The 18450-nt window shown below is 68.5% G+C and carries 19 protein-coding genes; 9 read left to right on the top strand and 10 right to left on the bottom strand.

Annotated elements, in window-relative coordinates:
- Together ACYVGQ_RS08045 and ACYVGQ_RS08040 are read left to right on the top strand one after the other, a co-directional pair.
- Positions 1-1254 (top strand): HNH endonuclease signature motif containing protein, encoded by a 1254-nt coding sequence (locus ACYVGQ_RS08045; protein ID WP_460784104.1) that lies wholly within the window; start codon positions 1-3, stop codon positions 1252-1254.
- Between the two features lie 120 nt (positions 1255-1374).
- Complete coding sequence (locus ACYVGQ_RS08040) at positions 1375-2295, top strand: 5'-3' exonuclease (RefSeq protein ID WP_460784102.1); 921 nt, start codon at positions 1375-1377, stop codon at positions 2293-2295.
- Positions 2296-2308: 13 nt separating this feature from the next.
- Here the strand turns inward: ACYVGQ_RS08040 and ACYVGQ_RS08035 are convergent, their stop codons facing one another.
- From ACYVGQ_RS08035 to trpD, 3 genes are read right to left on the bottom strand one after another with little or no spacing between them, the layout of a single operon-like run.
- Complete coding sequence (locus ACYVGQ_RS08035) at positions 2309-3565, bottom strand: MFS transporter (RefSeq protein ID WP_460784101.1); 1257 nt, start codon at positions 3563-3565, stop codon at positions 2309-2311.
- Complete coding sequence (locus tag ACYVGQ_RS08030) at positions 3562-4557, bottom strand: PHP domain-containing protein (RefSeq protein WP_460784100.1); 996 nt, start codon at positions 4555-4557, stop codon at positions 3562-3564. Before ACYVGQ_RS08030 ends, ACYVGQ_RS08035 begins: the two co-directional genes overlap by 4 nt.
- Before the next feature lie 7 nt (positions 4558-4564).
- On the bottom strand, positions 4565-5629 hold the full coding sequence (gene trpD / locus ACYVGQ_RS08025; RefSeq protein WP_460784098.1) for an anthranilate phosphoribosyltransferase: 1065 nt from the start codon (positions 5627-5629) through the stop codon (positions 4565-4567).
- A gap of 181 nt (positions 5630-5810) precedes the next feature.
- Here trpD and ctaE point away from each other — a divergent pair, with 181 nt between their 5' ends.
- The 6 genes from ctaE (at position 5811) to ACYVGQ_RS07995 (ending at position 11222) form a co-directional block, all read left to right on the top strand.
- Positions 5811-6464: an aa3-type cytochrome oxidase subunit III gene (gene ctaE, locus ACYVGQ_RS08020; protein ID WP_460784096.1), complete on the top strand. Its 654-nt coding sequence runs from the start codon at positions 5811-5813 to the stop codon at positions 6462-6464.
- Between the two features lie 20 nt (positions 6465-6484).
- Positions 6485-7318 carry a cytochrome bc1 complex diheme cytochrome c subunit gene (gene qcrC / locus ACYVGQ_RS08015; protein WP_460784095.1) on the top strand — a complete coding sequence of 278 codons (834 nt, stop codon included), beginning with the start codon at positions 6485-6487 and terminating at the stop codon, positions 7316-7318.
- A gap of 36 nt (positions 7319-7354) precedes the next feature.
- A complete protein-coding gene (gene qcrA, locus ACYVGQ_RS08010) occupies positions 7355-8431 on the top strand; it encodes a cytochrome bc1 complex Rieske iron-sulfur subunit (RefSeq protein WP_460784093.1) in 1077 nt (358 codons plus the stop codon).
- Complete coding sequence (gene qcrB / locus ACYVGQ_RS08005) at positions 8428-10242, top strand: cytochrome bc1 complex cytochrome b subunit (protein ID WP_460784092.1); 1815 nt, start codon at positions 8428-8430, stop codon at positions 10240-10242. Before qcrA ends, qcrB begins: the two co-directional genes overlap by 4 nt.
- 66 nt (positions 10243-10308) lie before the next feature.
- Positions 10309-10716: a RidA family protein gene (locus ACYVGQ_RS08000; protein ID WP_460784090.1), complete on the top strand. Its 408-nt coding sequence runs from the start codon at positions 10309-10311 to the stop codon at positions 10714-10716.
- Positions 10717-10802: 86 nt separating this feature from the next.
- Positions 10803-11222, top strand: a complete 420-nt coding sequence (locus ACYVGQ_RS07995; protein ID WP_460784089.1) for a rhodanese-like domain-containing protein — start codon at positions 10803-10805, stop codon at positions 11220-11222.
- Positions 11223-11275: 53 nt separating this feature from the next.
- Here ACYVGQ_RS07995 and ACYVGQ_RS07990 read toward each other — a convergent pair whose 3' ends face one another.
- The 5 genes from ACYVGQ_RS07990 to ACYVGQ_RS07970 form a co-directional block, all read right to left on the bottom strand.
- The gene (locus ACYVGQ_RS07990; RefSeq protein WP_460784088.1) at positions 11276-11710 is read right to left on the bottom strand and encodes a cytochrome c oxidase subunit 4; all 435 of its coding nucleotides are present in this window, start codon (positions 11708-11710) and stop codon (positions 11276-11278) included.
- 1 nt (position 11711) lies between these two features.
- Positions 11712-13382: an aa3-type cytochrome oxidase subunit I gene (ctaD, locus tag ACYVGQ_RS07985; RefSeq protein ID WP_460784826.1), complete on the bottom strand. Its 1671-nt coding sequence runs from the start codon at positions 13380-13382 to the stop codon at positions 11712-11714.
- Between the two features lie 80 nt (positions 13383-13462).
- Positions 13463-14368: an aa3-type cytochrome oxidase subunit II gene (ctaC, locus tag ACYVGQ_RS07980; RefSeq protein WP_460784087.1), complete on the bottom strand. Its 906-nt coding sequence runs from the start codon at positions 14366-14368 to the stop codon at positions 13463-13465.
- A 96-nt stretch (positions 14369-14464) separates the two neighbouring features.
- Positions 14465-14827 carry an iron-sulfur cluster insertion protein ErpA gene (erpA, locus tag ACYVGQ_RS07975; RefSeq protein ID WP_460784086.1) on the bottom strand — a complete coding sequence of 121 codons (363 nt, stop codon included), beginning with the start codon at positions 14825-14827 and terminating at the stop codon, positions 14465-14467.
- Between the two features lie 73 nt (positions 14828-14900).
- On the bottom strand, positions 14901-16316 hold the full coding sequence (locus ACYVGQ_RS07970; protein ID WP_460784085.1) for a M20/M25/M40 family metallo-hydrolase: 1416 nt from the start codon (positions 16314-16316) through the stop codon (positions 14901-14903).
- Positions 16317-16361: 45 nt separating this feature from the next.
- On the opposite strand from ACYVGQ_RS07970, the gene ACYVGQ_RS07965 reads away from it, so the two are divergent.
- On the top strand, positions 16362-16931 hold the full coding sequence (locus tag ACYVGQ_RS07965; protein WP_460784084.1) for a DUF3043 domain-containing protein: 570 nt from the start codon (positions 16362-16364) through the stop codon (positions 16929-16931).
- Positions 16932-16937: 6 nt separating this feature from the next.
- On the opposite strand, the gene ACYVGQ_RS07960 is transcribed toward ACYVGQ_RS07965, so the two are convergent.
- Positions 16938-17960, bottom strand: coding sequence for a quinone-dependent dihydroorotate dehydrogenase (locus ACYVGQ_RS07960; protein ID WP_460784083.1), 1023 nt, complete (start codon positions 17958-17960; stop codon positions 16938-16940).
- A 10-nt stretch (positions 17961-17970) separates the two neighbouring features.
- Entirely contained in the window at positions 17971-18447 is a 477-nt protein-coding gene (nrdR, locus tag ACYVGQ_RS07955) for a transcriptional regulator NrdR (protein ID WP_460784082.1), read from the bottom strand.
- Positions 18448-18450: the final 3 nt, after the last annotated feature.

Raw genomic sequence — 18450 nt, 5'->3', positions numbered from 1 at the left:
ATGGCCATCTTCCAGAACGATCGAACGCAGCGCGCAGAAGCCCTGCGCGACGACTGGGAGCGCGTGAACGCCGAGATCGCCGCCCTCGAGGCCGAGCGCGCGGCATTGCTCGCCGAACGCCTCGATCTGCTTCTGGAGGAGGATCCGTTCGGATCCGTCCATCATGACGTCGCGGTGCGATCGCTGTCCGCCGAATACGCCGCCTCCGCGCACCTTTCCCACGGCGTGGTCGAGGGCGCCCTCTTCCGGTCGCACACGCTCGTCAAGAGGTATCCGCGCACCTGGCGCGCCCTGGCGGACGGGGCGATCACACCTCGCCACGCGGAGATGGTCGTGCAGGGCGCCTCCTCCTTGATCGAAGCGACCGAGGAGCAGCGCGCCGAGTACGAGGCTCGCGCTCTCGACGTGGCCTTGGCGGATTCACCTGGACGCACGCTCGCCGCGGCGAAGATGATCGCGGCCGCGATCGCCCCTGCGTCCGTCGCCGAACGGCACCGAGCGGCCCGCGAGCTCCGCGGCGCCAGGGTTCAGTCGCTCGACGACGGCATGGGCCATCTGGGCATCACGGCGTCGGAGCTCTTGACCAGGGCCTGCTTCGATCGCGCCACGCAGATGGCCAAGCAGGTCATCTCGCAGCGTCCCGGCGGCGGTTCGCCGAGCGACGAGGCCGACACCCGGACCCTCGACCAGATCCGATCCGACATCATGATCGAGCTGCTGCTCGCCGCGGATGCCGGCGCCGTGGCCGGCACGCCCGCCGAGGCGATCACGGCGACCGTCCAGGTCACGATCGCCGCCTCGACGCTGGTGGGCGATGACGATCTGATGGCCGAGCTCGACGGGTTCGGCCCCGCGCTCCCCGAGGATGTCCGCACCCTTGCCGGGCACGCCTCCTCCTGGAGTCGTCTCTTCCTCTCCCCCGGCGGCATGCCCTCCGCGACCGATTCGTACACCCCGACCGCCGCGATGAAGCGCCTCCTCCGTGCGAGGGACCAGCGATGCCGCTTCCCGGGATGCCGAAGAGCGGCCGCCCGGTGCGAGATCGATCACAACCACGATCACGCCAAGGGCGGCAGGACCGAGATCGGCAATCTGTCCTGCTTCTGCACGGGGCATCACACCCTCAAGCATCCTGATCTGCTCGATCGGCACCGGTGGTCGGCCAGGCATCTCCCCGGTGGCGTGATCGCGTGGATCAGCCCCGAAGGGAGCACCTACATCGACGAACCGCCCCGACGTGTGGCGTTCGTCTGATCCATGGCGTTCGCCAGACGCATGGCGTTCGCCTGGCGCGTGACAGCCGCAACGCGCACGAGGCCAGACCAGCACGCACGACGACGACGTGCGCTCATGTCGCTGTGCCATGCTGAACGCATGAGCGACCGGCTGATGCTTCTTGACACCGCCTCCCTCTACTTCCGCGCCTTCTACGGCGTGCCCGACAAGGTCACCGCGTCCGACGGCTCCCCGATCAATGCGGCCCGAGGGCTCCTCGACATGATCGCCAAGCTCGTCACGACCTACCGCCCGACGCACCTCGTCGCCTGCTGGGACGACGACTGGCGACCGCAATGGCGGGTCGACCTCATCCCCGGCTACAAGGCCCACCGCGTCGTCGAGGTCGTCCCCGACGGCGCGGACGTCGAAGAGGTGCCGGATCCCCTCGAAGCCCAGATCCCGCTCATCCGCGCGGAGCTCGCCGCCCTCGGCATCCCCGTCGTCGGCGTCGCCGAGCATGAGGCCGACGACGTCATCGGAACCCTCGCCACCCGCGCGACGATGCCCGTCGACATCGTGACCGGCGACCGCGACCTCTTCCAGCTCGTCGATGACGCCCGTGACGTGCGCGTGATCTACACGGCGAGGGGCATGAGCAACCTCGAGGTCGTCACGGATGCCGTCGTCGTCGCCAAGTACGGCGTCCTCCCCCAGCAGTACGCCGACTTCGCCACGATGCGCGGCGACGCGTCAGACGGGCTCCCCGGCGTCGCCGGCGTCGGTGAGAAGACCGCCGCAACCCTGCTCAAGGAGCACGGCGACCTCGCCGGCATACGCACGGCCGCCACCGGCGGCACCGGGATGTCCGCGGGAGTCGCCGCGAGGATCACGGCCGCGGCGGCCTACCTCGATGTCGCGCCGACCGTCGTGCGGGTCGCCACCGATCTCGACATCCGACCCCCGGCGTCCCCGCTGCGCACGCTCGGTTCCGACGAGACCGATGCCGCCGTCGCGCTGGCCGAACGATGGAACCTCGGCACCTCGATGGCGCGCGCGCTCGCGGCCCTCCCCTCCTGAGAGCGGTTCCCCCTCAGCGGGGTCGCCGGGCCACGACCATGGCCGAGACGAGAGCGGACGTGTAGACGACGATCATTCCGGCGACCACCGTCAACGGAACCTGCCAGCCGCCGCTCGCCTCGTTCAACGCGCCCAAGACGGGCGCGCCCGAGGCTGCGAGCAGATAGCCGGCCCCTTGGACGAGAGCGGACATCGTCGCCGCCTCGGCGTCGGAGCGCGAGCTGCGCACCAGCGCGGTGAAGACGATCACGAAGCCGGCCGAATGCCCGATCGCGCCGAAGGCGGACCACAGCCATGCCAGCTCCGGCGCGAAGAGAAGGCCGAGCGCCATCAGCATCCAGCACGCGCCCATCGTGACGGCGGACGGGACGGCTCCGAGGAACCGGAGCAGCACGGGCGCGATCAGCGCCCCTGCGATCGCCGCGCCCTGGAAGACCGACGACATCGCGCCGGCGGCCGACGCCGTCGCCCCGATGCGGTCGATCAGCATCGTCGGCAGCCAGGTGGACAGCCCGTAGTACATCGCCGACTGCAGCCCGAACGAGCAGAGCAGAAGCCAGACGATCGGGCGTCTCACGATCGCGCCGACACGATCGTCCACGATCACCGGCAACGGCCCTGTCGTATCGGAGATGATCTCCCTGCCGCCCGCGGGGTGCCGCACCGGCTCGCCGGAGCCGCGCTCCGCCGAGCCCCACGAGCGCGAGCGCACGATGTGCGCGACCCACAGGATGAGGCCGAGCCCCGTGAACGACGACCACAGCAGCAGCGCCGGCGACCAGCCGAGCCCCTCGGCCAGCGGAGCCGTCACCGACGCGGTCGCCAACGAGCCCGCGTTGAGCGTCGCGGTGTACAGCGCCGTACCGAGCGCCGCACGTTCCGGGGGCAGGTCCCTCCGGATGATCACGGGGATCACGACGTTGCCGATCGTGATCCCCGCCCCGATGATGAGCATTCCGGTGAGCATCGCCCCGTAACCGGGCAGCGCGCGCACCAGAGTCCCTATCAGGACACCGGACAGCGAGGCGAGCAGCGCCAGCTCCGCCCCGGCCCTGCGGATCACGAGGGCGGCCACCGGCGTGATCGCCCCGAACATCAGCACGGGGGCCGTGGTCAGCAGCCCCGCCGCCGCCGACCCGATCCCGAGATCGGTGATGATCTCGGGGAGCACCGGCGTCACCGCGATGACCGGGCCGCGCAGGCTCAAGGCGGCGACGAGCACGCCGATCACGACGAGCCATGGCACGGCCCCGGCCGTCCGCCGGCTCACTCCGCCCACGCGAGCAGCCGCTCGGCACCCCAGGTGGTCACGACCCGCTCGGCCGGCACGCCCGCATGCTCCGCACGCTCCGCACGCTCCGCACCGTGATCGAGGAGGGACAGCTGCCCCGGCGCGTGCGCGTCGGAGTCCAGCGCGAACAGGCATTCCTCGGCCAGCGCGATCGCGATCAGCTCGTCGGGAGGATCCTGTCGTTCGGGGCGGGCGTTGATCTCCACCGCGACGCCGTTCTCGGCGCAGGCTGCGAAGACCGCTCCCGCGTCGAAGACGGATGCCGGACGCGTCCCGCGCTCGCCCTGCACCAGCCTTCCCGTGCAGTGTCCGAGCACGTTCACCCGCCCGGACTCCACCGCGCGGACCATGCGCGCGGTCATCGGCGCGGCCTCCATGCGCAGCGCGGAATGCACGGATGCCACAACGATGTCGAGCTCGTCGAGCAGAACATCCTCCTGATCGAGCGCGCCGTCCTCGAGGATGTCGACCTCGATGCCCGCGAGGACCCTGAGCCCGTCCCCTGAGGCGGTCCGCGCCAGCGGGATCTGCTCCCTCAGCCGTTCAGCGCTCAGGCCGCGGGCGACCCGCAGCCGCGGGGAATGGTCGGTGATGGCCAGATACTCGTGCCCGAGCGCCCGCGCGGCATCCGCCATCGCCGTGATGGACGTGGCGCCGTCCGACCAGTCGGTATGCGCGTGCAGGTCGCCGCGGAGGCGCCCGCGGAGCGCCGAGACGCGTTCCGGTTCGACCTCCCCGCGCAGCTCGATGAGATAGCCGGGCACCTCGCCCGCCTGAGCCTGGCGGATCACCGCGAACGTCGAGTCCCCGATGCCCTTGGCCGCGCGCAGGCGAGAGGGGTCCGCACGCACGGCGTCCGAAAGCGCCTGATACGTCTCCGCAGCCTGCCGGAACGCCTTGGCGCGGTAGCGGGAGGCGCGCTCGCGCTCGAGCAGCGAGGCGATCTCGAGAAGGGCCGCGACCGGATCCATGGCGGCCTCAGGCGCTGGCGAGCTCTCGCGAGACGGCGACCCATTCGTCGAGCTTCGCCAGCGCGCGTCCGTCGTCCACCGCGGCCGACGCCCTGTCCAGACCGGCGCGCAGCCGCTCGAGGATCGGGATCTGCGCCCGCGTCGCGTCCTGCGAGAGCTCGAAGGCGACGATGCCGGCCGCGGCGTTGAGCAGCACGATGTCGCGCACCGCCCCCTGTTCCCCTGCCAGCGTGCGCCGAAGCACCTGCGCATTGTGCTCCGGCGATCCGCCGATGAGATCGGCGAGCTCCGCGAGCGGGATGCCGAGATCCCGGGGATCCAGATCGTGCTCGTGGACGTCGCCCCGCGACACCTCCCAGATGCGGCTGTGCCCGGTCGTGGTGAGCTCGTCGAGCCCGTCGTCGCCGCGGAACACCAGCGCGGTCGCACCACGGGTGCGGAACACCCCGGTGATCAGCGGGATCAGCTCCGGGCGTGCGACCCCGACGGCGTTGGCCTCGGCGCGTGCGGGGTTGCACAGCGGGCCGAGCATGTTGAAGACCGTGGGGACACCGAGCTGGGAGCGGACGGCGCCCGCGTGCCGGAAGCCGGGGTGGAACGCCGCGGCCCAGGCGAAGGTGATCCCGGTGCGGTCGAGGACGGCGGCCACGGCGCCCGGATCGAGCGAGAGCTCGAGTCCCAGCGCGCCGAGGACGTCCGAGGAGCCGGAAGCCGAGCTGGCTGCCCTGTTGCCGTGCTTGACCACGGGGATCCCCGTCGCGCCGATGACGATCGCCGCGGTCGTCGAGACGTTGACCGTGCCCACCCTGTCGCCGCCGGTGCCGACGATGTCCAGCACGTCCGGCGAGACGGGAAGGGGGACGGCGGCCTCCAGGATCGCGTCGCGGAAGCCGACGACCTCGTCGATGGTCTCGCCCTTCGCGCGGAGCGCGATGAGGAAGCCGGCGAGCTGCGCCTCGGTCACCTCCCCCTTCATGACCTGACGCATCGCCCAGGTGGACTCCCAGACGCTCAGATCCCGTCGCTCCAGCAGCGTCGTGAGCACATCGGACCAGGTCAGGGATTCAGCCATGTGTGCGATCCTATCGGCGCGCCGAATTCGTCCGGATGCATCCGTCCGCTCTCCCGTCCGGCGTTTCCCGCGAATTCACCGTGTATTCGCAGTTGTTTCTTAGGTTCCCCTAAGTGCTGGCACGGTGAAACGGCCGCCGCCGGTGCAAGAATCACCCTCGCCGATCGGCCATAATGGAAGGGTGACGACCTCAGCGACGTATGCCCCGGCTGCCCGAACGATCAAGCGGCCCAATCCGGTAGCTGTCGGCACCATCGTGTGGCTCGGCAGCGAGGTGATGTTCTTCGCAGGACTCTTCGCGATCTACTTCACCCTCCGCAGCACCTCCGGCGAGCTGTGGGACGAGCGGACGGCGCTGCTGAACGTCCCGTTCGCGGCCGTGAACACCGCGATCCTGGTGCTGTCCTCCGTGACCTGCCAGATGGGCGTGTTCGCCGCGGAGGACCTGCAGCCCTACCGCCTCCCCAAGGGCCAGCTGAACGTCGCGGGTCGTCGGCGCCTGTTCGGCTGGGGCATGGTCGAGTGGTTCTGGCTCACCTTCGCCCTCGGGGCGGTCTTCGTGTCCGGCCAGGTGTGGGAGTACGCCCAGCTCGTGGCCGAGGGCATGCCGATCAACGCGGACTCGTACGCCTCGGCCTTCTACCTGACCACGGGCTTCCACGCCCTCCACGTGACCGGCGGCCTCATCGCCTTCCTGCTCGTCATGGGTCGCGCGTTCGCCGTCAAGAACTTCACCCACAAGGAGGCGACATCCTCGATCGTCGTCTCCTACTACTGGCACTTCGTCGATGTCGTCTGGATCGTGCTGTTCCTCGTCATCTACTTCCTGAAATAAGAGCGGAGCTGATCCCCGAGATGGCACGAGAGAAGAAGCGCCGTTCGAACGGCCGCCGCAGCCCCTTCGCGGCTGTGGCCCTCATCGGAGCAGGGCTCCTCATCAGCGGAGGCGTGTACGCCGGCGCGTCGGCGGCGTTCGCCTCCGGCGACACGCAGACCGTCGCGTCGTCGAACCTCACGGTCGACGACGGCGAGAAGCTGTTCTCCGCGAACTGCGCGACCTGCCACGGCCTCGACCTGCAGGGCACGGACAACGGTCCGAGCCTGATCGGCGTCGGCGAGCTCGCCACCGAGTTCCAGCTGTCGACCGGACGCATGCCGCTGCAGATGCAGGGCCCCCAGGCTCCGCAGAAGCCTGTCCAGTTCACCGAGGACCAGATCCAGGCGATCTCCTCCTACGTGCAGTCCGTCGCCCCCGGTCCGACGTACCCGGACTCCTGGATCACCGACGGCGAGGCGAATCCCACGAACGCCGACGACGAGGGCGCCGATGTCGCGCACGGCGCAGAGCTGTTCCGCGTCAACTGCGCGATGTGCCACAACGTCGCAGCCGCGGGCGGCGCGCTCACCGAGGGCAAGTACGCTCCGGCGCTGACGTCGACGAGCGCGCTGCACATCTACGCGGCCATGGTCACCGGCCCGCAGAACATGCCGGTCTTCGGCAACATGAACCTCTCCGACGAGGACAAGCGCGACATCATCGCCGCGCTCGTCTTCCAGCAGGACGCAGTGCAGGTGGGCGGCGCATCGCTCGGCTCGCTGGGCCCGGTCTCGGAGGGCCTGTTCATCTGGATCTTCGGCATCGGCGCGCTCGTCGCGATCACCGTGTGGATCACGGCGAAGTCCAACTGACGCATATTCATCGAAGAGGAACGTACGAGGAGCACCATGGCACACGACGACGACTCGCAGGCTCTCGACAGGGCCTACCAGCCCTCTCCTGGGCTGGGTGTCGCAGTCAGCGACCCCGTGCAGAACCCGGGGCTGCCGCCGCACCGCGAGCGGATGACGGACAAGGACCCCGCTGCGGAGAAGCGCGCGGTCCGCACCGTCTACACGCTGTTCTACCTGTCGCTGGCCGGTTCGATCTGGGCCGTCGCCGCGTACATGCTGTTCCCGATCGAAGACCAGTCGCTGCTCTCGATCCGCTACAACAACCTCTTCATCGGCCTGGGCATCGCCCTCGCCCTGCTCTCGCTCGGCCTCGGCGCGATCCACTGGTCGAAGGCGCTCATGAGCGACAAGGAGCACGTCGAGCTGCGCCATCCGACGCGCGGGCGCGACTCCACACGAGAGGCGGCGATCAAGGCCTTCTCGGACGCCAACGAGGAGTCCGGCTTCGGACGCCGCACGATGATCCGCAACTCGCTGTTCGCCGCGATCGTCGCCTCGATCATTCCCGGCGTCACCCTCTTCCGCGGCCTCGCCCCGCACAGCACGCCCGACGACCCGACGGCCGGCGACCCGGTCGCCCTGCTCAAGCACACCATGTGGTCCAAGGGCCAGCGTCTCGTCCGCGACCCCGACGGCACGCCGATCCGCGCTGCTGACGTCACTCTCGGCTCCGCATTCCATGTCATCCCCGAGGATCTCGCGACCCTGTCGCACCACGACGGCTACCTCGAGGAGAAGGCCAAGGCCATCGTGCTGATGATGCGCCTGCGCCCCGAGCAGCTCATCGAGGCGGAGGACCGCAAGGACTGGTCGTACGACGGCATCGTCGCCTACTCGAAGGTCTGCACGCACGTCGGCTGCCCCGTCGCCCTGTATGAGCAGCAGACGCACCACCTGCTCTGCCCCTGCCACCAGTCGCAGTTCGACGTCACCGACCACGCCAAGGTCATCTTCGGGCCGGCCGCGCGTCCGCTGCCGCAGCTGCCGATCATGGTCGACGAAGAGGGCTACCTCGTCGCGCAGAGCGATTTCCAAGAACCCGTCGGCCCGAGCTTCTGGGAGCGCCATTGAGCACCGCAACGCTGTCCAAAGAGGACAACAAGGACACCAAGGCGCCGCTGGGCGGACGCTTCGTCGGCGCGGCCTCGAACTACATCGACGAGCGCACCAGCCTCTCCGGCTTCGTCAAGGAGCTGGGCCGCAAGATCTTCCCCGACCACTGGTCGTTCATGCTCGGTGAGATCGCGCTGTGGAGCTTCGTCGTCGTGTTCCTCTCCGGGACCTTCCTGACGTTCTTCTTCCAGGCGTCCATGGTGGAGACGCACTACACCGGCGCCTATGCCCCGATGCGGGGGATCGAGATGTCGGCGGCCCTCGAGTCGTCGCTGCACATCTCCTTCGACCTTCGCGGCGGTCTGCTGGTCCGCCAGATCCACCACTGGGCCGCGCTGGTCTTCGTCGCCGGCATCGGCGTGCACATGCTGCGCGTCTTCTTCACCGGCGCCTTCCGCAAGCCGCGCGAGCTCAACTGGGTGATCGGCTTCGTGCTGTTCGTCCTCGCCATGGCCGAGGGCTTCACCGGCTACTCCCTTCCGGACGACCTGCTCTCCGGCAACGGCCTGCGCATCATCGACGGCATGATCAAGGGAATCCCCCTGATCGGCACCTGGACCTCCTTCATCCTCTTCGGAGGCGAGTTCCCCGGCACCGACATCGTGGGCCGCCTGTACACCCTGCACATCCTGCTGCTGCCGCTGCTGGTCATCGCCCTGATCGTGGTGCACCTCATGCTCATGGTCATCAACAAGCACACCCAGTTCGCCGGCCCCGGTCGCTCGAACGAAAACGTCGTCGGCTACCCGATGATGCCGGTGTACATGTCGAAGATGGGCGGCTACCTGTTCATCGTGTTCGGCACGATCGTGCTGATCGCGACCTTCTTCCAGATCAACCCGATCTGGAACTACGGCCCCTACGACCCCTCCCCGGTGTCCGCCGGCACGCAGCCGGACTGGTACATCGGATTCGCGGACGGCGCGCTGCGCCTGGCGCCCTCGAACCTCGACATCGTCTTCCTCGACCGCACCTGGTCGTTCGGGATCCTGATCCCCGTCGCGGTTCTCGGACTGTTCATCGTCGCCGTCGCGGTCTACCCGTTCATCGAGGCCTGGGTCACCGGTGACAAGCGCGAGCACCACATCGCCCAGCGCCCGCGCAACGCGGCGACCCGCACCGCGATCGGCGTGGCCGGCGTGATCTTCTACGCGGTGCTGTGGGCCGCGGCATCCTCCGACCTCATCGCGACGCACTTCATGCTCACGATGGAGGGCGTCATCCACACGCTGCAGGCGCTGCTGTTCGTCGGTCCGGTGCTCGGCTACTTCATCACGAAGCGCATCGCGATCGCGCTGCAGAAGAAGGACCGCGAGATCGTGCTGCACGGTTACGAGTCGGGCCGCATCGTCCGCCTCCCCGGCGGGGAGTTCATCGAGGTGCACCAGCCGGTCGATGTCTACGACCGCTGGAAGCTCATCGACGTCGACGGCTACGAGCCGCTCGTCGTGCGCCCGAACGCCAAGGGCCGGATCCCGTGGACGGAGAACCTCCGGTCCTCGATCTCCCGCTGGTTCTTCGAAGACCGTCTCACGCCGTTGACGCAGACCGAGATCGAGGCCGCCGATGCCCACCAGCATCATGTGACGGCTCACAACGAGGAGACTGAGGCCGAGGAGATCCAGGGCGCCCACGAGCGCGCAGGCGCTCCGGATGCGCCGCTGGTCGCCTCGGAGACGCACGTCGACGAGACCGCGAACACGCCGAGCACCGTCATCGCCACGGAGCCCGTCGACAAGACGAAGAAGAAGCAGGAGGACGGCGAGTAAGATCCGCCGCCCGAGGCCCCGTCGCGTTTCCTGCGCGACGGGGCCTTCTTCGTTAGGTTTGGTGTCATGCCCTCCGCTGTGCGCCTGATCCGCTCCCCCGCACTCGCCGACGCACCGTACGCCTATGCCGCGACCGCGCCAGCGGGGGCGCGACTGATCTTCCTCGCCGGATCCTGTCCACTCGCCTCCGATGGCGCCGTCGTCGCACCCGGCGACTACGGAAAGCAGGCCGAATGGTGCATAGAGAACATGCGCACCGCGCTGTCCGTCGCCGGAGCCGATCTCTCGGACGTGATCAGCACGCGCGTGCTGGTGGCGTCATCGGCGCGCGCCGATCTCGTCACCGCCTGGAACGTGGTGGCCGGAGCTTTCGGGAGCCACGACGCTCCCAGCACGCTCCTGGGAGTCACGGTGCTCGGCTATCCTGACCAGCTGGTGGAGATCGAGGCCGTGGCAGCAGTGCTGGATGTGTGAACCCGCGCCGTTCCCGTGGCTGGAATCATTCGATATCCGACCGCTCCGGAACGGAGGCGACAGGGCCTGCTCACTAGGCTGAGAGCATGATCGACCGCGCAGACTACTTCGCCGCCAAGCTCGCCTACGAGACGGACGCCAGCGACCTCTACGCGCGGCAGAGGGCCGGCGAAGACGTCACGATCGTCGACGTCCGCTCCGATGAGGCATGGGCGCAGGGACGCGTCGCCGGCGCGATCCATATGCACTACAGCGAGATCGCCGCTCGCGCACCGCAGGAGATCCCTGCCGGCACCGAGGTGGTCGTGTACTGCTGGAGCCCCGGCTGCAACGCGGGCGCCAAAGGCGCTCTCGAGTTCGCGAAGCTCGGTTACGACGTCCGCGAGATGATCGGCGGGTTCGAGTACTGGGCGCGGGAGGGATATCCGGTCGAGGATGCCGACGGCATCCACCGCCGTCCCGTCGACCCGACCACGGGCGTTCCGCGGATCCGCACCCGCGCCTGAGACGAGGAAAGGGCCCCGGAATGATCCGGGGCCCTTTCCTCGTGGAGCTCTCGTCAGCGGGCGAAGTTGCCGCGGTAGTACTCGTACACCCAGCCGACGATCGCGACGACGAAGATCGCCAGTCCGATCGGCAGCAGGAAGTGCCCGACGGCGAGACCGATCACGAAGATCGCGGCTGAGCCCGCGAGCACGATCGGCCACCAGGACCACGGGCTGAACTCGCCGAGCTCGGGGTCGCCGTCGTCGATGTCGCTGGTGAGGATGTCCTCCGGCAGCTCACCCCCCTGGGAGTGGTGCGTGCGGCCGAGATACCAGGCCACCATCGCGCCCATGAACGTCGAGAACACCAGTGTCACCGTGCCGACCCACTCGATCGCGAGGATCAGCGGACGGTCCTGGTGCGCCAGGATGTTCCAGCCGGTGTACACCACGGCCATCAGGCCGAAGAAGGCGGTCAGCACCCACCAGAGGATGATGTTGTCGCGCATGTTACTTGGCCTCTCCGTTCGCGCCGATCAGGACGGGCTCGGGAGCCGCGACCGGATGCTCTGCGGCTTCCGGATGGTTCAGATCGAACGCAGGGCGCTCGCTGCGGATCCGCGGGATCGACGTGAAGTTGTGACGCGGCGGCGGGCAGCTGGTCGCCCACTCGAGCGATGCACCGTAGCCCCACGGGTCGTTCACGGTCACCTTCGGCGCCTTGCGCGAGGTGATCCACACGTTCAGGAAGAACGGCAGCATCGAGGCGCCGAGGATGATCGCGCCGATCGTGGAGACCTGGTTCTGCCAGGTCCAGCCGTCGGCCGCCGAATAGTCCGCATAGCGGCGCACCATGCCGTCCACACCCAGCCAGTGCTGGATGAGGAACGTCATGTGGAAGCCGATGAACAGCATCCAGAAGTGCACGTAGCCGAGGCGCTCGTTGAGCATCCGGCCCGTCCACTTCGGCCACCAGAAGTAGAAGCCCGCGAACATCGCGAACACGACCGTCCCGAAGACGACGTAGTGGAAGTGCGCCACGACGAAGTACGAGTCGCTGAGGTGGAAGTCCAGCGGCGGCGCCGCGAGAATGACGCCGGTCAGACCGCCGAAGACGAACGACACCAGGAAGCCGAGCGCGAAGACCATGGGCGTCTCGAACGTCACGGAGCCTCGCCAGAGCGTTCCGATCCAGTTGAAGATCTTCACGCCCGTCGGCACCGCGATGAGCATCGTCATGAGCGCGAAGAACGGCAGCAGCACGGATCCGGTGACGTACATGTGGTGCGCCCACACCGCCACGGAGAGGGCGGCGATCGCGATCGTCGCGTAGATGAGGGTCTTGTAGCCGAAGATCGGCTTACGGCTGAACACCGGGAAGATCTCCGACACGATGCCGAAGAACGGCAGCGCGATGATGTAGACCTCTGGATGGCCGAAGAACCAGAACAGGTGCTGCCAGAGGAGCACGCCGCCGTTGGCCGGGTCGTAGATGTGCGCGCCGAGCACGCGGTCGGCGCCGGCGGCGAAGATCGCCGCTGCCAGCACGGGGAAGGCCATCAGGATCAGGAGGCTCGTGATGAGGGTGTTCCACGAGAAGATCGGCATGCGCCACATGGTCATGCCCGGGGCGCGCATCGTGATGATCGTGGTGATGAAGTTCACGGCGCCGAGGATGGTTCCGAAACCGGAGATGCCGAGTCCGAGCATCCACAGGTTCCCACCGGCGCCCGGCGAGAACGACGCGTTCGCGAGCGGCTGATAGGCAAACCAGCCGAACGACGCGGCGCCCTGCGGGGTGAGGAAGCCCGCGACCGCGATCGTCGATCCGAACAGGAACAGCCAGAAGGCGAAGGCGTTCAGACGCGGGAAGGCGACGTCGGGGGCGCCGATCTGCAGCGGCAGGATCGCATTCGCGAAACCCGCGAACAGCGGAGTCGCGAACATCAGCAGCATGATCGTGCCGTGCATCGTGAACAGCTGGTTGTACTGCTCCTTGGTCGGGATGATCTGCATCCCCGGCGCGAAGAGCTCGGCGCGGATGATCAGCGCCATCACACCGCCGAGGAGGAAGAACAGCACCGAGGCGATCAGGTACATGTACCCGATCGTCTTGTGGTCAGTGGAGGTGATCCACTTGACGATGATGTTGCCCTTCTGCTCGACGCGCGAGGAGCTCATCAGAGCGGCCTGACGTGCGGGCAGTGCGGTGGGGCGCTGCCCGCCTGCTTCACCGGATGCGGAGGTGGTGGACATGAGGATTACTCTCCCTCTTCCTCGGAGTCCGTCTCGGACGCGCCATCGGTGCCCGGGAGGTTCGACAGGCGGTCGTAGGCGTCGGCGATGTCGCCGGTGTCGCCCTTCTCGCGCAGCTCTTCGACATAGGCGTCGTACTCGTCCTGCTCGACGACCTTGACGTTGAACAGCATCATCGAGTGGTACTCGCCGCAGAGCTCGGCGCACTTGCCCTCGTACTCGCCGACACGCGTCGGGATGAAGGACCAGGTGTTGTCCTTCCCGGTGTACATGTCCTTCTTGTAGAGGAAGTCGATGATCCAGAAGGAGTGGATGACATCGCGCGACTGGAGGTGGATCGTGACCTCCTGGCCGACCGGCAGCACCAGCGTGGGCAGCTGCTCCTGGTCGATGTCGCCCTCGGCGTCGGGCTGACCCTGGATGCCCATGGTCCACACGGCGTCGGACAGGTCGTCGTCCTCGCCCGCGTACATGAAGTCCCAGGACCACTGCTTGCCGATCGCGGTGATCTCGACGTCGGGGTTCTCCCACTGCGTCTCGATCTCGGCCTGGTCGCGAGCCGTGAAGAAGAACATGCCCAGCACGAGGATCAGCGGCACGATCGTGTAGAAGATCTCGATCGGCATGTTGTACCGCATCTGCACCGGCAGACCGGTCTGGCCCTTGCGGCGGCGGTAGGCGATCGCGGCCCAGGCCATCAGGCCCCAGGTGATCACGCCGACGGCGAGGAGGACGACCCAGGAGCTGACCCAGAGGCCCGAGACCCGCTCGGTCTGATTGGTGGCGGCGGTGCCGTCTTCGAAGCCGGGGAGGAAGCCGTGGAGTTCCGTCTGGGAACATCCCGCGAGGGCCACGGCTGCCGCGATTCCCAGAGGAATGGCGGCCCAACGAAGGCGGCGTTTCGAGGGCACGATGCACCTTTCAGATTGCGGACAGGGCACACCCCAGTCTAGGGCAACCTCACACCCGATTCACGCCAACCACGCAGGTTGGCGAGCGCCTACAGGTCAGTGGAAGCTGTCGCCGCAGGCGCAGCTCCCGGCCGCGTTCGGGTTGTCGATCGTGAAGCCCTGCTCCGAGATCGTGTCCTTGAAATCGATCGAGGCGCCGTCGAGATACGGGATGCTCATGTTGTCCACGATGACCTCGACGCCGTCGAAGTCGACGGTCTCATCGCCGTCCAGGTAGCGCTCGTCGAAGTAGAGCTGGTAGATGAGCCCGGAGCATCCGCCGGGCTGCACGGCCACGCGCAGACGCAGGTCGTCGCGCCCCTCCTGCTCGAGCAGGTTCTTGACCTTGGTCGCCGCCGCGTCGGTCAGCGTGACGCCGTGGGCGGTCGCGGTCTCGGTGATCAGTGTGGTGTCGCTCATCTCACTCCTTGGGACGGGCCGTGCACGCACGGCGATACCGGAATTCTACCGCCGTGCGCGCCATCCGGGCGTGTCAGACGCGGATCCGGTTCATCCGCGTCAGCAGCAGGGCCTCCGTGCGCACGGCGTTGCGGAAGGTGTCCAGGTGCAGCGACTCGTTCGGGCTGTGCGCGCGCGAGTGCGGGTCCTCGACGCCGGTGACGAGGATCTGCGCGCCGGGGAACTCCCGCACGAGGTCCGCGATGAACGGGATCGAGCCGCCGACGCCGAGATCGGCCGGCGACTTCCCGTATCCGTCCTGCATCGCGCCGCGCGCCAGCTCGACCGCCCACCCGCTCGTGTCGACGAGGAACCCGTCCCCGAGGTCGACGTCGGAGAACGTCAGCTCGGCGCCGAACGGAGCGTGCGCGCGGAGATGGCGCTCCAATGCGGCATAGGCGTCGGCGCCGCTCTGGCCCGGCGCCACCCTCGCGCTGACGACGACGGAGATCTCCGGCGAGAGCGTGTTGGACGCGGCGTCGACGCTCGTCGCGTCGATCCCGATCACGGTGACGGCCGGCTTGTTCCAGATCCGGCTGAGGATGGCGTCTCGCCCGATGGGCGACACGCCGTCCGGGAGCCCGGCCTCGTCGCGGAGGGTCTCCTCCGAGTACGGCGGCGTCTCCGCCTCCCGCTGCTGCAGACCCGCCACGGCCACCGCGCCCTCCTCGTCCCAGAGCGTGCCGAGCAGACGGATCGTGGCGAGCATCGCATCGGGCACCGCTCCCCCGAACATCCCGGAGTGCGAGGCGTGCTCCAGGGTGCGCACGGTGAGGGTGAAGCGCGCGTTCCCCCGCAGGGAGACGGTGAGCCCGGGCGTCGTGGAGTCCCAGTTGCCCGAGTCCGCGACGACGATGGCGTCCGCCCGCAGCGCCTCCCTGTTGTCGCTGAGGAACTGCGCGAAGGAACGGGAGCCGTACTCCTCCTCCCCTTCGATGAACAGCGCGATGCCGAGATCCAGGTCCTCGCCCAGCGCATCCGCGACGGCGCGGATCGAGGCGATATGAGTCATGACGCCCGCCTTGTCGTCGGCCGCGCCACGGCCGTAGAGCCGCCCCTCGCGGACGGTCGGCTCGAAGGGCGGCGTCTCCCACAGGGCGTCGTCGCCGGGAGGCTGCACATCGTGATGCGCGTAGAGCAGGATCGTCGGACGTCCGTTCCGGGGAGCCCTCGTCGCGAGGATCGCCGGCTGGCCGACCTCCTCCGTGCCGGGGATCGCCGCTCGCAGCACCTTCACCTCGTCGAACACGCCGGTGTCGCCGGCCAGGGCGGCGATCGTCTCGGCGCTGTGCTCCAGCCTGGTCTGATCGAACGAGGGCCAGGCGATGCCTGGAATTCGGACTAGATCGCCCAGATCGCCCAGGGCGCGAGGGATGCCCGTGGCGACGGACTCCAGGACGGCGGACTCGACGGCGGGATCTGCGGGGGCCAGGGATTCAGGTGACGTCATGCGGGTAATCTTAAGGGCGAACCCGATGCACGACCGAGGAGCCCCGTGGCCAATTCGACACCAGAGACGAACGACGACGCCGTCGAGACGCCGAACGTCGGCAAGGGCAGGGCGACGCCCACCCGTGCCGAGCAGGAGGCTGCCCGTCGGCGCCCGCTGGTGGCGAACACCAAGGAGGCCAAGGCCGCGGCCCGCGCCCAGCTGCAGGAGCAGCGCGAGCGCGCCCGCGTCGGCATGGCCAACGGCGAGGACAAGTTCCTCCCCGTCCGCGACAAGGGCCCCCAGCGGCGCTGGGTGCGCGACTACGTGGATGCCGGGTGGCACCTCTCCGAGTGGATCATGGCCCTCATGGTCGTCGTGATCATCATCTCGCTGTTCACGGAGGCCTATCCCGCGCTCGGGTTCTACGCCTTCGCCGGGCTCTGGGCGTACTTCCTCCTCGCGATCATCGACATGGTCCTGCTCTCGCGCCGCGTCAAGAAGAAGGTGGCCGCGAAGTTCGGCAGGGACAGGCTCGAGAAGGGCCACGGATGGTACGCGGCGATGCGCGCGCTGCAGATGCGCTTCATGCGCCTGCCGAAGCCTCAGGTCAAGCGCGGCCAGTATCCGGCCTGAGCGGGGTCAGGCCCCGCGGAGCCCCCTGTTGATCTGGCGCCCCCAGAGGGGACCGCGGTAGAGGAAGGCCGTGTAGCCCTGCACGAGGGTCGCGCCGGCGTCCAGGCGCGCCCTGACGTCCTCGGCCGTCTCCACGCCCCCGACGGAGATGACGCAGAACGTGCCGGGCACTGCGGCTCGCACGATCTCCAGCACCTCCATCGAGCGCTCGCGCAGCGGCGCTCCGGAGAGTCCGCCCGCGCCGGCGGCCTCGATCTTCGCGGGGTCGGTGGTCAGCCCCTCGCGTCCGATGGTCGTGTTGTGCGCGATGATGCCGGCCAGTCCCTCCGCGACGGCGAGCCGTGAGATCGCGGCGATCTCCTCGTCCGGCAGGTCGGGGGCGATCTTCACGAGCAGCGGGGTCGGGCCTGCGGCGCCCTTCACCGCCCGCAGCAGGGGCGCCAGCGTCTCGACCGCCTGCAGCCCGCGCAGTCCTGGGGTGTTCGGAGAAGACACGTTCACCGCGAGGTAGTCGGCGAGGGGCGCGAGTCTCGTCGCGCTGGCGACGTAGTCGGCGGCGGCGTCCGCCACATCGACGACCCGGCTCTTGCCGATGTTCACGCCGATCACCGTGTTCGGACGCCGACGCCGCAGCCTCCGCAGTCGCTTCGCCGCCGCATCCGCCCCCGCGTTGTTGAAGCCCATCCGGTTGATGACCGCGCGGTCGGGGATCAGCCGGAAGAGCCGGGGCTTCGGGTTGCCGTCCTGCGGTATCGCCGTGATCGTGCCGATCTCGACGTGCCCGAAGCCGAGCGCCGCAAGGCCTCGGACGCCGACGGCGTTCTTGTCGAAGCCCGCCGCGATGCCGAAGGGCGAGGGGAACTCCAGGCCGAGCGCCTGGACACGCTGTTCCGCCGATGCCGCGGTGAGCCGCTGCGTCACCCAGGAGAACGGCGGAGCGCCGAGCACCCGGATCACCGCCATGGCGGCATGGTGGGCGAACTCGGGGTCGAGGCGCGCGAGGACGACGCGGAAGAGCAGCGGATACATCCCTGCCAGATTACCGGTCGGCGTCCGCCTTCTCCGCACGTCCGTGGTCCGCGCGCAGATCGCTGATGGCGCTCTCGAAGTCCTCCAGCGAGTCGAACGCCTGGTAGACGCTCGCGAACCGCAGGTAGGCGACCTCGTCCAGCTCGCGGAGCGGACCGAGGATCGCGAGCCCGATCTCGTTCGCATCCAGCTGCGACACCCCGGTCTGACGCACCGCCTCCTCCACGCGCTGCGCGAGGACGGCGAGATCGGAATCGGTGACCGGGCGTCCCTGGCACGCCTTGCGCACGCCCGAGATCACCTTCTCCCGGCTGAACGGCTCCATGACGCCGCTGCGCTTGATGACGTTCAGGCTCGCGGTCTCCGTGGTCGTGAAGCGGCCGCCGCACTCCGGGCATTGACGGCGCCGTCGGATCGAGAGCCCGTCGTCGCTCGTGCGCGAGTCGATGACACGGGAATCCGGATGCCGGCAGAAGGGACAGTGCATGGT

Source organism: Microbacterium tumbae (assembly GCF_054780175.1).
Note: the sequence above shows the minus strand (reverse complement) of the source record. Positions and strands in the feature narration are given on the sequence as shown.